Source organism: Ruegeria sp. AO1, from assembly GCF_056535985.1.
Map to the genome: position 1 here is coordinate 2,036,294 of NZ_JBQFJC010000001.1, position 15,853 is coordinate 2,052,146.

The 15,853-nt window shown below is 58.9% G+C and carries 12 protein-coding genes; 4 read left to right on the plus strand and 8 right to left on the minus strand.

The window, feature by feature from the left end:
* Nucleotides 1-7: 7 nt before the first annotated feature.
* Nucleotides 8-1,078 (plus strand): agmatine deiminase family protein, encoded by a 1,071-nt coding sequence (locus ACR3FB_RS10055; protein ID WP_480564128.1) that lies wholly within the window; start codon nt 8-10, stop codon nt 1,076-1,078.
* Here ACR3FB_RS10055 and ispG read toward each other — a convergent pair whose 3' ends face one another.
* From ispG to hemA, 3 genes are all read right to left on the minus strand, one after another.
* The gene (gene ispG, locus ACR3FB_RS10060; RefSeq protein WP_480564125.1) at nt 1,079-2,200 is read right to left on the minus strand and encodes a flavodoxin-dependent (E)-4-hydroxy-3-methylbut-2-enyl-diphosphate synthase; all 1,122 of its coding nucleotides are present in this window, start codon (nt 2,198-2,200) and stop codon (nt 1,079-1,081) included.
* A 71-nt stretch (nt 2,201-2,271) separates the two neighbouring features.
* Nucleotides 2,272-3,468, minus strand: coding sequence for a helix-turn-helix domain-containing protein (locus ACR3FB_RS10065; protein WP_480564122.1), 1,197 nt, complete (start codon nt 3,466-3,468; stop codon nt 2,272-2,274).
* A 129-nt stretch (nt 3,469-3,597) separates the two neighbouring features.
* On the minus strand, nt 3,598-4,821 hold the full coding sequence (gene hemA / locus ACR3FB_RS10070) for a 5-aminolevulinate synthase (protein WP_170660136.1): 1,224 nt from the start codon (nt 4,819-4,821) through the stop codon (nt 3,598-3,600).
* Nucleotides 4,822-5,150: 329 nt separating this feature from the next.
* On the opposite strand from hemA, the gene ACR3FB_RS10075 reads away from it, so the two are divergent.
* Nucleotides 5,151-6,536: a dipeptidase gene (locus tag ACR3FB_RS10075; RefSeq protein ID WP_480564119.1), complete on the plus strand. Its 1,386-nt coding sequence runs from the start codon at nt 5,151-5,153 to the stop codon at nt 6,534-6,536.
* Between the two features lie 136 nt (nt 6,537-6,672).
* Here ACR3FB_RS10075 and lpdA read toward each other — a convergent pair whose 3' ends face one another.
* Nucleotides 6,673-8,067, minus strand: a complete 1,395-nt coding sequence (gene lpdA, locus ACR3FB_RS10080; RefSeq protein WP_480564116.1) for a dihydrolipoyl dehydrogenase — start codon at nt 8,065-8,067, stop codon at nt 6,673-6,675.
* A gap of 216 nt (nt 8,068-8,283) precedes the next feature.
* Between lpdA and ACR3FB_RS10085 the strand changes: the two genes are divergently transcribed.
* Nucleotides 8,284-8,718, plus strand: coding sequence for a hypothetical protein (locus ACR3FB_RS10085; RefSeq protein WP_480564113.1), 435 nt, complete (start codon nt 8,284-8,286; stop codon nt 8,716-8,718).
* On the opposite strand, the gene ACR3FB_RS10090 is transcribed toward ACR3FB_RS10085, so the two are convergent.
* The 4 genes from ACR3FB_RS10090 to ACR3FB_RS10105 form a co-directional block, all read right to left on the minus strand.
* Nucleotides 8,715-9,293: a DUF924 family protein gene (locus ACR3FB_RS10090; RefSeq protein WP_480564110.1), complete on the minus strand. Its 579-nt coding sequence runs from the start codon at nt 9,291-9,293 to the stop codon at nt 8,715-8,717. The genes ACR3FB_RS10085 and ACR3FB_RS10090 overlap by 4 nt on opposite strands.
* Nucleotides 9,294-9,393: 100 nt before the next feature.
* Nucleotides 9,394-10,674, minus strand: coding sequence for an MFS transporter (locus ACR3FB_RS10095; RefSeq protein ID WP_480564107.1), 1,281 nt, complete (start codon nt 10,672-10,674; stop codon nt 9,394-9,396).
* A 112-nt stretch (nt 10,675-10,786) separates the two neighbouring features.
* On the minus strand, nt 10,787-11,833 hold the full coding sequence (gene queA, locus ACR3FB_RS10100) for a tRNA preQ1(34) S-adenosylmethionine ribosyltransferase-isomerase QueA (protein WP_480564104.1): 1,047 nt from the start codon (nt 11,831-11,833) through the stop codon (nt 10,787-10,789).
* 41 nt (nt 11,834-11,874) lie between these two features.
* On the minus strand, nt 11,875-15,258 hold the full coding sequence (locus ACR3FB_RS10105; RefSeq protein ID WP_480564102.1) for a YhdP family protein: 3,384 nt from the start codon (nt 15,256-15,258) through the stop codon (nt 11,875-11,877).
* A 68-nt stretch (nt 15,259-15,326) separates the two neighbouring features.
* On the opposite strand from ACR3FB_RS10105, the gene ACR3FB_RS10110 reads away from it, so the two are divergent.
* Nucleotides 15,327-15,788, plus strand: a complete 462-nt coding sequence (locus ACR3FB_RS10110; RefSeq protein WP_480564099.1) for a peroxiredoxin — start codon at nt 15,327-15,329, stop codon at nt 15,786-15,788.
* The last annotated feature ends 65 nt before the right edge of the window (nt 15,789-15,853 follow it).

Sequence of the window (15,853 nt, forward strand, 5' to 3'; positions counted from 1 at the left end):
TCCCGAAGTGAATCGTCGACAGCTTTTGATTGCCGGAGGGGCGCTGGGTCTTATGGGTTTGCCAAATCAATCCTCGACCCAGCCCCGTTCTGGCTACTACGTACCGGCCGAGGAAATGCCTCATCAGCGCACTTTCATGCAATGGCCCAGCAGTCGCAAAGTCTATCGCGACCACATATTTCTGGACTTGGTACAACAGACAATCGCGGACATTGCCAACGCGATCTCGGCTTTTGAGCCTGTAACCATGTTGGCCGCGGCAGAACATCACAACGCCGCCCGCCAAAGGCTCTCTGCGCAGGTCGAGCTGTGGGATATCCCGACCGAAGACCTTTGGTGTCGCGATGCCGGTCCGGTCTTTGTCGTCGACGGACAGGGCAAATTGGCTATCAGCCAAATCCAATTCAATGGCTGGGGGCAAAAGCAACTCCACGCCCTCGATGCAAAAGTAGCCAGCAGGGTAGCGGATCGGTTGGGCCTAACTCTGCGACCCACCGGTTTGCAAGGCGAGGCTGGTGGGGTCGAGCAGGATGGGCATGGGCTGCTCATGGCGCATGAAAGCTCTTGGGTGAATGAAAACCGCAATCCTGGCATGACACGCGCCGAAATCGAAAGCCGTCTGCTGGCAGCTTATGGCGCTGACCGCATCATTTGGTCCGAAGGTGTCTTGGGCGAAGATATCACCGACTACCATATTGATAGCCTAGCCCGCTTTACAGGGCCGGGGCGCGTTCTCATCAACCTTCCAGATGAACCCGACATGGATGATCCGTTTCACCTCGCTGCACTGGACACTCATGATCGGCTTGCGGACGAAGGATTGCAGATCGACGTCATTCCCGAACCTTTCAAACGTCGTGTTCAAGACCCGGAATTCGTCGCCTCATATGCAAACTACTATGTCTGCAACGGTGCGGTGGTGATGGCCGAGTTCGGAGATCGGGAAACAGACAGGATCGCGCGCGATGCCCTTGGGCGTCACTATCCTGGGCGCGAGGTCGTTTCATTAAATGTCGACATACTGGGCGAATTGGGCGGAGGCATTCATTGTGCGACGCAGCAAATGCCCGCAGTGTAGCTACTCAGCGGCCTTCTCCGCCGCATCCAGTTCCGAGGCCTTTTTCTCGACCTCTTCCACGATGTGGTCGATCATCTGGTCGTTCGACATCTTGTGGCTCGCTTTGCCCGCCAGATAGACCATGCCCAACCCTGCTCCGCCGCCAGTGAAGCCGACATCGGTCATCAGCGCCTCGCCCGGGCCGTTGACGACGCAACCTATGATCGACAGGGACATCGGCGTTTTGATGTGTTCCAGGCGGTGCTCCAGCGCCTCGACGGTTTTGATCACGTCAAATCCCTGACGCGCGCAGGACGGGCATGAGATGATGTTGACGCCGCGATGGCGCAGGCCCAGAGATTTCAAAATTTCAAAGCCAACCTTGACCTCTTCGACCGGGTCGGCGGACAGGCTGACGCGGATCGTATCTCCGATCCCCATCCACAGCAGGTTGCCTAGCCCGATGGCGGATTTGATAGTGCCGCTGACCAGCCCTCCGGCCTCGGTGATGCCAAGGTGAATGGGGGCATCGGTGGCCTCGGCAATGCCCTGATAGGCCGCCGCGGACAGGAAGACATCGCTGGCCTTCACGCTGATCTTGAATTCGTGAAAATCATTGTCCTGCAGTATGCGGATATGTTCCAACCCGCTCTCGACCATCGCTTCGGGACAGGGTTCGCCATATTTCTCAAGCAGGTGCCGCTCTAACGAGCCTGCATTCACTCCGATCCGGATCGAGCAATTGTGGTCCCTTGCGGCCTTGATGACCTCTTTCACGCGCTGTTCGTTGCCGATATTGCCCGGATTGATCCGCAGGCAAGCGACGCCGGCCTCAGCGGCCTCGATGCCACGGCGGTAATGAAAGTGAATGTCGGCCACGATGGGCACCGGGCTTTCGCGCACGATCTCTTTCAGTGCCTTGGCGGAATCCTCATCCGGGACAGAGACTCGCACGATATCGGCCCCGGCCTCAGCAGCGGCCTGAACCTGCGCGACCGTTGCCGCCACGTCGGTGGTCAGAGTGTTGGTCATGGTTTGCACGGCAATTGGAGCATCGCCTCCGACCGGCACGTTGCCGACCATGATCTGACGGGATTTGCGGCGGTAGATATCGCGCCAGGGACGTACGTGGTTGAGCGACATGAAGAGTGGTCCGCATCTAGCCTAGGTTGCCTCATAGATAGTTCGGCAACCGCAGTTGAGCAATGGCAAGACTATTCGGCAGGATCGCCCGCTGCTTGCGTCTGAAGCTCGGCTACTAATTGCTTGAGGGCACTGTTCTGTTCAGCCTCAAGATCGGCGACGGCATAAGTCTCAGCCACTGCGTCCTTGGATAGGACGACGCCTTTCGCCACTGTACCCGGCGCACCGACCGGTCCGAAATGTTCACCATTCATCGAAAAGAACACAGAACCCGATGCCCCCGCCCTCAACAGCGGAGGTTCTTCGGTCAGGGGCACTTCGAACACGCTGCCCTGTTCTACCGTGCCGAGCGTACCTTCGAAGATCACGCTGCCATCGGCGGCGGTGACACGCATCCAAGCAGGGTTCACGGCAACAATCTTCAACGTCGTATCCAACTGCTCGACCACCTGCGGCAGGGCTGGGCGTTCAACTGTGTGCAATTCGGCCACCTGAACCTCGGGCAGTTCCGGCGGGCGGAATGTGCCAACGGTCCGCGGGTCAAGCGTGGAAATTGGAGCATCCCGCGCGACCATCACCGGAACATCCAGCGCTTGCGGGCGATAGAGGCGATCCAGCGCTTCGGTCGAAGCGGTCTCGACGGTCTCAGTGCTACGCGCCGCATCAAGGGGGTCGAGATCCGACAGAACCACGGGGGCTTGCTCAACCGGGCTGACCTGCACCTGCTGGATCTTGTTCAACACGGCCCAGCCGCCATAGCCAATACCGCCAATGACGGCCAGCAAGACCAGTGACGAGCCAATCGCGCGTGGTTCAACCTGACTGACGAAGGATTCTTTGCCAGGGATATACGGGGTGTTCGGAGACACAAACGGATCCCGCCCCATCGGGCCACGGGCCGGAAGATCTCCGGTCGGTTTGCGAACAACGGATGCTTCGGCGGACATGCCATGCGCGACCTCAAAGCCGCTCTCCTTGCAGAAAGCGGCAAAGGTCTCATCCGGGTTCATGCCTAGATACCGGGCGTAAGAACGCACATACCCGGCGATGAAGCCGGGTGTATCGAATGCATCAGGATCGGCGTTTTCAATGGCAGCGATGTAGTTGGCTTTGATCCGCAGCTCGCGCTGAACATCCAGAAGGGATTTGCCCATGGTGGCGCGTTCGCCGCGCATCTGATCACCAAGCCGTACTTCGTAGTCGTCAAACCCCTTCGGTCTGACTTCTAAACCTTCTTCGGAATCGCGCTGTGATCTGCGCCCAATCATTCCTGCCGCCCCATTTTGCCCGTCGCGTGTTTCACGCTAATGGCGAATCGTCCCCATAACGATTCGTCCACTTATTTTGTTAGCGTAAGCTTAACACGCGGCAAACACGTTGCACACTTTAGCGTGAGGTTAACCGGCAAGTTCGGCGCGATTTAGCGCACAATGTGACCAAAGTTCGTCCATCGCCTGAACCAGACGGTTCATCTCACCTGGTCCATGGACCGGAGATGGGGTGAAGCGCAGGCGCTCTGTACCACGTGGAACCGTCGGGAAATTGATCGGCTGCACATAGATACCGTGATCGTCCAGCAACCGGTCGCTCAGGATTTTGGTATGGACTGGGTTACCGACGATAACAGGCACGATATGGCTGCCATGGTCGATCAGCGGCAGGCCCAAGCCTTTCAGGCGCAGCTTCAGAATCTTTGCCTGGGTCTGATGCTGCTCACGCAGTTCCGGCGTCACTTTCAGATGCGCGACCGAGGCCGCCGCACCAGCCGCAACAGCCGGCGGCAGAGAGGTGGTAAAGATGAACCCCGGAGCGTAGGAACGCACGGCGTCACACATCTTTTCGCTGGCGGCGATATAGCCTCCCATCACGCCATAGGCTTTGGCCAGAGTGCCATTGATGATGTCGATGCGATGCGCCAAACGATCACGTTCCGTCACACCACCGCCGCGCGGGCCGTACATGCCAACCGCGTGGACTTCGTCGATATAGGTCAACGCTCCGAATTCATCGGCCAGATCGCAAATCTCTTCGATCGGGCCAAAATCGCCGTCCATGGAGTAGACCGACTCAAATGCGATCAGCTTGGGGGCTTTGGGGTCGTCAGCCTCAAGCAGCTCACGCAGGTGGGCGACGTCATTGTGGCGGAAGATGCGCTTGGCGCCGCCATTGCGCCGCACGCCTTCGATCATCGAGGCATGGTTCAGCGCGTCCGAATAGATGATCAGACCGGGGAACAGTTTCGGCAGAGTCGAAAGCGTCGCGTCATTGGCGATATAGGCGCTGGTGAACAGCAGAGCGGACTCTTTGCCATGCAGATCGGCCAGCTCAGCCTCAAGACGCTTGTGATATACAGTCGTGCCCGAGATGTTGCGCGTTCCGCCCGAACCGGCACCGGCCGCATCGACGGCTTCGTGCATTGCGTTCAGGACAACCGGGTGCTGGCCCATGCCAAGATAGTCGTTGCCGCACCATACGGTAATGTTCTGTTGCGTTCCATCGGGACGGGTCCGAACGGCATGCGGGAAGTGCCCGTTGCGGCGTTCGATATCGATAAAGGTCCGGTAACGTCCTTCGTCATGCAGCCTGGCAATCGCTGAATCGAGCTGAGCAGTATAGTCCAACGGACCCTCCTTGATCGCCTCGGGCAAACCCCTCACCCAAAGCCTGTATTCCGCCACCCGAAAGGGCATCGCCCCTAAAAGCAGCTTTGTGTTCGCACGTTCCACCTTATTAAAGCCGCCCGTTAGAACCCAACTTTGATTTGCATCAAATATAAGCTTCATAGCCGGGCAGCAAGTAAACTTACGTCTAAAAGACGCGGGGAAACGACGCAGGTACAGAAGCTTAACGTCGGCCGCTCGCAACTGGGCGGTGCTGCGCACTCTGCTCTGGACGGCAGCGCCAACACTGATAGGGTTCGCGCAAATCATTCCCAAGCAGGAGCCCTGTTATGTCGCTAGACGCCGTGCTGAGCCGGATCGATTCTGATCTGCAAACCTCGATCGACCGCCTGATGGAGCTGTTGCGCATCCAATCGATCTCAACCGATCCCGCTTACAAAGCCGAAGTCGACAAGGCTGCCGACTGGCTTGTCTCAGACCTCCAGAGCATTGGGATCGCAGCAGAAAAGCGCGAAACACCCGGCCACCCTATGGTCGTGGGTCATGTAGGTGAGGGCAGCGAAGGCCCGCATGTGCTGTTCTATGGGCACTATGATGTGCAACCCGTCGACCCTCTGAACCTGTGGAACCGCGATCCGTTCGACCCCGCCATCGAGGAGACCGAAAACGGACCCGTCATCCGTGGCCGTGGATCGTCCGACGACAAGGGCCAGCTGATGACCTTTGTCGAAGCCTGCCGCGCCTGGAAAGCCGTCCACGGCACCCTGCCCTGCCGCATCACCTTTTTCTTCGAAGGTGAAGAGGAATCAGGCTCGCCCTCGCTGGTTCCGTTCCTCGAAGCGAATAAAGACGAATTGCAGGCCGATCTGGCCTTGGTTTGCGACACCTCGATGGTGTCACGCGGAGTGCCTTCTATCGCGTCGCAACTGCGCGGCATGCTGAAGGATGAGTTCACCATCGTCGGCCCCCGCATCGACCTGCATTCCGGCCACTACGGCGGCCCCGGCCTGAACCCGCTGCGCGAATTGTCCAAGATCGTGGCTTCCTTCTATGACGATGAGACCGGACGGGTCGCTGTCGTAGGTTTCTACGAAGGCGTTCACGAGGTCCCGGCAGATCAACTGCGCCAGTGGGAAAACTGCGGTTTCGACGAAGCAGAGTACCTGAACTCTGTGGGATATAGCCAACCGCATGGTGAAAAAGGCTATTCCACGCTGGAACAGCAATGGGCACGCCCCACACTTGAGGTCAACGGCCTTTGGGGCGGCTACAATGGTGCCGGATCTAAAACGGTGATTCCGTCGGAAGCTCACTGCAAAATCACCTGCCGCCTTGTCGGCGACATGGACCCAGACGCCTTGCGCGACAAAATCCGCAAACACGTAGAAGAGCACCTGTCCCCGGATGCCAAAGTTGTATGGGACAATGACCTCGAAGGGTCACCAGCCTCGGTCATGAACCTGGATCGCCCTGAATTCGAAGCGGCCCGCGCTGCGCTGTCTGACGAATGGGGCCGCGAGGCCGTGTTCACCGGAATGGGCGGCTCAATCCCGGTCGTTGGTTATTTCGACACCGTTCTGGGCCTGGATTCGATGCTGGTGGGTTACGCCAATGACGACGATGCCATCCACTCTCCGAACGAGAAATACGATGTCAAAAGTTTCCACAAGGGCATCCGCTCTTGGGCCCGCATTCTCGATGCTTTGAATTCGTAGAAGTCTTTTGCGAGACTCTGCCTCGCGCTCCGAGGTATTTTCGGCCAGATGAAGGACGGATCCCATGCTTCATCTGGCTGTAATTTTCCCGGGGGAGTCGCGGCTTGCCGCCGCGGGGGCAGAGCCCCCTAACCCTTTACATATGGATCACGCGATCATACGCATCCAGAACACTTTCATGCATCATTTCTGACAGTGTCGGATGCGGGAAGACGGTGTTCATCAGGTCTTCTTCCGTCGTCTCCAATTGACGACCGACCACGTAGCCCTGAATCATCTCGGTCACTTCTGCGCCAATCATATGTGCGCCCAGCAGCTCGCCGGTCTTGGCGTCGAAGATCGTCTTGATCATGCCCTCAGGCTCTCCAAGCGCTATCGCCTTACCGTTCCCGATGAACGGGAAGCGGCCCACCTTGATGTCGTAGCCAAGCTCTTTAGCTTTGGCTTCGGTATAGCCGACCGATGCCACCTGCGGATGACAATAGGTGCAACCTGCGATGCTTTCGGGTTTGACCGGATGCGCGTGTTTACCTGCGATCAGGTCTGCTACCATGACGCCTTCGTGGCTGGCTTTATGAGCCAACCAAGGCGCGCCGGCGATATCTCCAATTGCATAGAGACCATCAACGCCGGTGCGGCAGAACTCATCCGTCACAACATGAGTACGGTCGATTTTCACGCCGATTGCTTCCAGTCCCAGATTCTCGACATTGCCGACAATGCCAACGGCCGAGATTACCGTGTCGAACTCGTGCTTCTCGACCTTACCTTTGACCTCGATATGCGCGGTGACCTTACCCTTGCCGCGATCAAGCTGCTTGACCATCGCCTTTTCCATTATGGTCATACCCTGCTTGGTGAAGGCTTTCTTCGCGAAGGCGCTGATCTCGGCATCTTCAACCGGAAGCACGCGGTCCATCACTTCAACCACGGTCGTATCCGCGCCCAGCGTGTTGTAGAAGCTGGCGAATTCAATCCCGATGGCGCCCGAGCCGATGACGAGCAGTTTCTTCGGCATCCGCGGCGGCTGAAGTGCGTGTTTATAGGTCCAGACCAGATCGCCATCCGCTTCCAGCCCTGGAAGCTCACGTGCGCGCGCGCCGGTGGCGAGGACGATGTTCTTGGCGGTCAGCTCTTCGGTGCCCTTCTCAGTTTTGACTGAGACTTTGCCTTTTGCGGTAATCGTCGCCTCGCCCATCACGACACTGACTTTGTTCTTCTTGAGCAAGTGGCCGATCCCACCCGACAACTGGCCGGCAACGCCACGTGAGCGTTTGACCACCGCGTCCAGATCGTAACCGAACTTGTCTGCCGTCAAACCAAAGTCCTTTGCGCGCTCCATCAGGTGGAAGACTTCCGAAGAGCGCAGCATTGCCTTGGTTGGGATGCAGCCCCAGTTCAGGCAAATGCCGCCCAGATGCTCCCGCTCGACCACGACGGTCTTGAGGCCCAGCTGCGCCGCGCGGATTGCGGCCACATAGCCGCCCGGACCAGCACCGATTACGATCAGATCAAAAGATTTTTCAGCCATGTGTCCCTCTCGGCCCAGGTCGGTTTGAAATTTAGTTTAGCATTAAACTATTTTTCACAGCGCATCAATATAGACATACCGCGACAAAAGCGACGCCGGTATGTTATGGTCGATACGTGCAGCTTTCAGCCTATACCCAAGCTTTTTCAAAGGCTAGAAAAGAACAGTCGGGGCCTCCACCCGTCTTATATTCACAAAGCATTCGAAAGACTTATCATGGCCAAGACCCTCAAAGACCTTCTCCTTGCACTTCTGAATGCAACGCTGATCCTAGTGGCGCTTTGCCTGTTTTTGGGCTGGAAACTGGCTTCGACGGTGGAGGACGTCACCTCGGGTCTGTCGGAAAAGCTGCAAGTTGTCGCCCCGTTGCGTGACGAGGCGCAGGGTATTCGCGAACAACTTTCAGGGCTGCGCAGTGATTTGGCGCGCATTCAAGAGGACGGTCTGGTGAGCAACACCGTCGTTTCTCTGCGAATGTCCAATACGCTAGACAAGCTGGAAACGATAGAAACCAAGCTGCAGACCGTTCAGACCCGGTTTGCAGAGTTGGCGGATTCACCTGGCCAATTAATTGACCATGCAATTGAGACCTCGGCCGACGTGGTAGCCGACCGGATCATTGCTATCCGTGGATGCGGGCCCGAAAGTTAACCAGCTGCTTGCAACTCACGCACGGTAGAGCCATAGCCGCCCATGTCGACATAGGCGGTCTCATGCACGGTTGGTGTGCGTGAAAGGGCCTCATTCCGATAGGGGAAGCGTCCAAATTTCCGGATTACTTCACGATGCGCGCGCGCGTGCAGCAGGTTGCTGGAATCCTCGCTGCTGAGGTTCTGGCAAATCAAACGCACACAGCGCTCCTGATCACACAGGTTCTCGGAATGCATCATCGGCAGATAAAAGAACTGCCGCGCGGGTTCGTCGATTTTCAGATCCCAGCCCTTGTCCACCGCGCATTTCGCAGCGGCCAGAGCCGCCCGATCCGACGAAAAAGCCCGTGCCTCGCCGCGGAACATGTTGCGCGGGAATTGGTCTGTTAGGATGATATAGGCCAGCGACCCGCTGGGATATGTCAGCCAGAGCGAAAACTTGCCCTCTGCCGCGGCTTCCCAAGTGGTCAGGAAACGGTCGCGGATCTGCTGATCCAGCGCGTCGTCCTGCATGTACCACCCCTTGGGGCCGACCTCATCCAACCAAAAACTCAATACGTCTTCAGGACCAACCATTGCCCTTAACTCCGTGTGTTGCCCTCCCCAGGGACGTAAGGTCATTTAAGGCTGTTTTACAGATTTGTGACAGTAAAATATTACTACATTTCGGACATATTTAGGCGTTAGCGGAAACATCTTGTGCGTCTTCCTCGGCCTCGGCGGCTTCGATGGCCACTTCCTGGGCCACCTCAAGCGCAACGGGGGATGCGGACGGGTACAGAGGCGACATGGTACCGGTTTCGTCGACAGGAATCGCCGCACGCTGCGTCATGCGATACATTGCATAGCCAGCCATCGCGAACAGCAACGCCGCGATGAACAGGAAAAAGCCCGGAGGTCCAAAGACCCCGTCCCCCATCAACCAACCCGTAATCAGCGGGCCAGCAATCGCGCCCAAGCCGTTGATGAAAAGCAGACCACCAGATGCAGCGGCCATGTCCTCGCGATCCAGAAAATCGTTCGTATGGGCGATCAGCAGGGAATAGAGCGGGTTTGACATACCGCCAATAAAGAAAGCGGTTACCAGCAGGATCGGGAAATTCACCCCGAGTAGCATGCCAGCTACGGCACTGGCACCGCCTATGGCTGCCGCCAGCAGGATCAGGAAACGCCGATCCATTCGGTCCGAGAACCATCCCAGCGGGTATTGCAGCACGATAGCGCCGATGTAGAAGGCGGCCACGAAGGTCGAAATCTCGATCAGGCTCAACCCGGCGCGCGCGCCATAGACCGCCGCCATGCCGAACTGCGCCGAGAACACCCCGCCCAACAGAAACATACCGACACAGCCCAAGGGGGATTTGCCCATCAGCTCGCGCAGGGTCATGGGTTTGGTGGTGTCGAATGCGGGGGTCGGAGAAATCGACAAAAGGATCGGCGCGAACGAGACGGAAACGAGGATCGACGCGATCACAAACGTCTCATACCCTGCGGGATCGCCCAGCAAGACCAATCCCTGAGCCGAAATGATCCCCAGCATCTGCACAATCATATAGAGCGACAGTGCCTGCCCCCGGTTCTCATTACTGGCCGCGTTGTTGAGCCAGCTTTCAGCGGTCACGTACACGCCCGAGAAACAGAAGCCGATCACGGCACGTCCCAGGAACCACGCGATCGGGTCGGTCAGCATCGGATACATGATCATGACCGCGGAAATGAACGAGGCCAGGGCTGCAAAGACACGCACATGGCCAACCCTGCGGATCATCTCAGGCGCGAGGCGCGATCCGCCCAGAAACCCCATGAAATAGGCCGACATCACAAAGGACATCTCCAGGGTCGAGAAACCTTCGATTTCACCTCGAACACCCAGAATCGTACCTTGCAGGCCGTTGCCGACCATCAGCAATCCCATACCGAGAAGAAGCGCCCAAGCGGTGGACAGAACCTGAATCATTTGGGCCTCCGGGATGTGCCAAGCTGAATTGCGAGTCGTTATGTGATCAAAACAAATGCAGATCGCGCCTGTCTACGACATTCCCTGTCTGACAGTGTCGCGGCTGAGGATTTTAGGGGATCAGAAGGGACGAATCCCCATACGAGAAGAAGCGATATTTCTGTTCAATCGCATGGGCATAGACGGACCGCATACGCTCCTGCCCCATCAGCGCCGAAACCAGCATCAGCAGGGTCGACTTGGGCAGGTGGAAGTTGGTCATCAGTGCGTCCGTCACGTGGAACTGAAAGCCCGGATAGATGAAGATGTCGGTTTCCCCTTCCCAAGGTGCAATCCGCCCGCTACGCGCGGCGCTTTCGATCAGGCGCAGCGCGGTTGTACCGACCGGGACCACCCGGCCGCCTGCCGTCTTGGTGGCGCGGATCTCATCAGCGGCCTGCTGGCTGACCCGGCCCCATTCGGCATGCATCTTGTGGGTTGTCACGTCCTCAACCTTGACCGGCAGAAAGGTTCCCGCGCCCACATGCAGGGTCACGTGGCTGAATTCCACCCCACGCTCTGCCAGCGCGGCCATCAACGCACTATCGAAATGCAGCGACGCGGTTGGTGCGGCCACAGCGCCCGAGTTGCGCGCCCAGATGGTTTGGTAATCCGTCTTGTCCTGCTCATCCGCTGGACGTTTGGCGGCGATGTAGGGTGGCAAGGGCATCGCACCGGCCTGTTCGAGGGCAGCGTCAAAATCCTCAGCACTGAGGTTGAACTGCAGATAGGCCTGCCCGTCCTCTACCCGGTCCAGCGTCGCGCTGAGATCGTCAGAGAACACGATCTCTTCGCTCGGTTTGACCTTTTTCAGCGGCTTGATCAGCGCGGTCCAGGATCCATCCGCCTGAGGCTCCAGCAACGTCGCCTCGATCGCAGCGGAAACCGGCCCCTGCGCGCTGTCGCGGTGCCGCCGCCCGCTGAGCCTTGCCGGGATCACGCGCGTATCGTTCAACACAAGCCGATCGCCGGGGCGCAGCCAGTTGGGCAGATCGAACACATGGCTGTCCGAGATCGCCTCGCGCTCGGCCACCAGCAAACGCGCAGACGAGCGCGGGTTGGCGGGGCGAGTCGCAATCAGGTCTTCGGGCAGGTGGAAATCAAAATCGCTGAGTTTCATGGCCGCGCCATACAAGGCCGCAAGAGATTCGGCCATATCCTCTAGCGGTCGTAGTTCGGCGTACCGTACGTCCGGTTGGGTTCGTCCGGCTTGCGCGGTCGAGCATTGGGCCCGTCCGAAACCGTCGGGGCCGCCGGGCGCAGCAGGTTGCGCAAGAACAGCGGCGCGAGGCCCGAGAGAGGGTTGACTGAGACCTTGGGATCCGTCAACGGCCCCGTAAGCCTGTAGTTGAACCCGATGACCCCTTCGCCCTTCTTGGTGAAGACGCTGCCCACCGCATTCAAAAGGTAGATCGGAGAAATGGCCCCCCGCAGGTCCAGCGTTCCGGAAACCGTATCCACCGTTCCATCAAAAGACAGGCCCATGGACGGTCCGACCGCACTGCCGCTCAGAATTTTAACCTCGGTCGGAGTGATCCGCATTCGGCTGTCGATTGAAGCGAAAAAGATGCCTTGCCCGGCCATTTCGTCCAACAGCCCGACCAGACTGATTGCATTCAGCAACGCCGCCATTGCGGGCGCATCATGAATACGGGTGCTGGCAATTTTCAGGATCACGTCATAGTTGCCAACCGTCGCGACAGGCTCTAGCTGGACGTCCAGCGTTCCGCCCCGTGCCTGTGTCATCAAACCTGTAGAACGCAAGACAGCGCCCGCATCAATCGAGGTCAACGATACTGCACTGCGCACGCCTCGTGGCGTGAGGCGGCCTTGCACCGCAGCCCCTCCGTTGACGCGGGCGTTGAATGTACCGTTGACCCCTCTGGTCGTTTGAAACGCGCCTTTAAAGCCGGTCAGAGCCACGCTCTCGGTGACTTGCAGACGGTCGAGCGTCACGTCGAGATTCGGGCCAGCGCCCGACCCGCCACCGCCACCCTCAGACCCGCCGAATGTGGCGCGGCCCAGGTTCAGCGCCCCGCCGAGAACGCGAATGTCAGGTGCGGCATTGCCCCGCCCGATCAGCTCGGCCGGTACAGCCAGCCAGTTGTCCAGATCGAAGGAACTGAAGGAAACTCGGTCAAAATCCCCGTCCCGAAAGGTGATCGACGCTGCGGTCCGCAACCCCGCCGCTTGAAGGTTCAGGGCATCAACCTTCAACCCATGGCCCAGTGTTACATCAGCAGTAAGCGTGCCGCTGGTCGACGCGGGCTTGCGCCATCCCAGCTCGGGGATAGCCAGTGTGACGCCCACCAGATCTGATGAGGCGGACAGTTGCGGCGGCGCGCCTGCACCGATGCCCAACGTAAAATCAGCCGTGCCGGACCCGCTGAGGAAGCTTTGCGGCAACCCGGCCTTCAATTCGGCCATCAGACGCTGAGACAGCTCGATTTGCCCCGTCACGGTGCTGCGTTGAGCCGTTTCGCCGTCAATCGGCTGCTGCCATTTGGCCTGCACGGGCACATCGCCGAACAGGCCCTGCCCTTCGATCTGCACGCCGGTCTGGTCTCCGGACAACTCTAGCATCGGTGCGCTGACGGAGAATCCCGGCACCAGACGGTTGCTCCTCAAGTCTCCAAGAGTGCCGGTAAAGTGAAACTGGGTGTCCTGAAACTTGAGGCCCTTGATCAGCGGTAAGGACAACGTGCCCGAAAGCGCAACATTCCCCTCGGCCATATCGACCGGCAGTCCTGCCTTGCTGAGCAGGCTGAGAGGCGGGCGATCCAGTAGGGATAGCGCGGCAGTGACACCCCCCGTCGCACTTATCCTTGCAATACCCGGCGTATTTTTTTTGATTTCGGCATCGGGAATGATGAAGGACGTTCCCGACACATCCACGGCCCCGCCCTGATCGGCCATCACCAGACCCTGCTGCGCCGTTGCGGTGAAGCGATCATCAATCAGACTGGCCTGCCCCTGCGCGCCTTCGACAGGAGGCAGGGTCTTGGCGAAACGGATGGTGGCATCCTCGAACCCGAAATCCAGATAGATGTCGGGTTTGTTACCGGGCCGCAGGCGCAGCGCGAAATCCATATCCGACAAGGCGCCCTTGGAGAGGTTCTTAGTCACCCATTCCCGCGGCTTTGGCGCCAAACGCTCGGGCCAATAGTTTAGGACATCTTCGGAACCCATTTGGTTCAGATGCGCATCCAGATCGGCCGACCAGCCATCGGCCAGCCCGACCAACAGACCCGAGGTCCTCACGCGGTGGCCACCATCCTCGATCGTCATCTGGCCGACGCGCAACCGGAACGGGGCAAATTTCATCTGAACGTCTAGGTCGGCCCGCGTCAGATTCAGCGGCTCGGGGAAGAGTTTGGCCGGGTTGACGTTGATCCCCGTCAGGCTCCACTGCCCATCCAGACTGTCGAGCGTCCCGTTTTCCACCCCTTGCAGATAGGCTTTGCCCGCGGCCTGCACCGATCCCCAGGCGGAATCGATCGAGACCTCGTTGAAGTCCAACTCCTGCCGGTTGGGATCATAGGTGAAGTAGGTGCGCGCGGAGTCGAACGGGATGGCACGTGTCTCTGGATTCGGCTGCACCGCCCCGGCCCCCAGATTGAGCGTTGCGAAAACAGGGCCAAACGCCCCTGAGCCATCCACACTGCCTCGCACCGCGCCCGAGATCGGCGTTTTCAGAACCTGCAACCACGCCAACGCCGGGCTTTGGCCGTAGATATCCTCGGCCGGAAGGTCGGTGATCGTGACACCAAAACGCGCCTCGGGCGTTCCCAGGATGCTGGTATAATTGGCCTCGATCTGGCTGACATAATCGCGCCCGGACAGGACCGAGAACCCGGTGGCCAACCGCATGTCATCGTCATTGCGGGTGAGCTGAATATGGCCGCCGTCCAGAATCCAAGACCGCCCAAGCCGCAGATCGCGATAGTCCAGCGTGATCGCATCCAACTGCACCGATGTCAGCGCAGACAGGACCGGAGACAGGAACACCTCATCCCCGGCCTCGATCAATTCGGCCAGGTTTGATGCGCTTTGCACCGGCGCGCTGCCGGTGCCCACTGTCAGCGTCAGCGCGCCATCCTCACCTCGGGTCAGGGCGATCTGCGCTCCGCTGAGTTTGATCCGCTTGGGCCTCACATGACCGCGCAGCAAGGGCCGCATCGCCAGACTGGCCCGCATATCCGACACTTGGGCGATCTGTTGTCCGGCCTGATCACTGATGGACACATCCGTCAGACGCAAACGGGGCCGCCAGCCTTCGTGAATGATAAAGCTGACATCGCCAAAGCGGATCTGGAGGCCGCCCAGATTTTCCTCCAGCCGAGCCTCAACGTTACTGCGCAGCCAGGCCGGGGCGTGCATACGCTGGCCCAGCACCATGAACCCCGTGACCACAGCCAGAACGACCAGCAAAACAACGCCGCGCAACGTCCAGATGCCCGCCGTCCGACGGCGCGAGCGGCGGCGTTTCGGTTGGCCGACCTCTTCGCTATTGTCCTGATCCTGCTGCACCAATTTGCGTTCCACGCCTTTCAACCCGTCCGCGTTGCCCTATGATATCGGGCAGCGTTTAAAAACCTTTAGCGGAGTTTCCAATGCCCGACGTTTCAGACATGGCCCCTGATTTCACCCTTCCCCGAGACGGCGGCGGTGAGGTATCCCTCGCGGATCTGCGCGGCAGTGCCGTCGTTTTATTCTTTTATCCCCGCGATGATACGCCGGGCTGCACCAAGGAATCCATCGGTTTTTCAGAGCAGCTTCAGGCCTTTGCCGATGCAGGCGCTCAGGTCTTCGGCATCTCGCGCGACAGCGTGGCCAAACATGACAACTTCGTCGCCAAACACGACCTGACTACGCCTTTGCTGTCGGATGAAAACTCGACCGTCTGCGAGGATTACGGCGTCTGGGTCGAGAAAAACATGTATGGCCGCAAATCCATGGGCATCGAACGCTCGACCTTCCTGATCGACGCCGAGGGCCGCATCGCACAGGTCTGGCGCAAGGTCAAAGTGCCGGGCCACGTGGATGCAGTGCTTGAAGCCGTTAAGGCGATGTAGCCCCCCTCGACCTCGAGCGCCATCCGGTCTATCCCCAACCTCGATACGACAAGGTGGAGCGTACC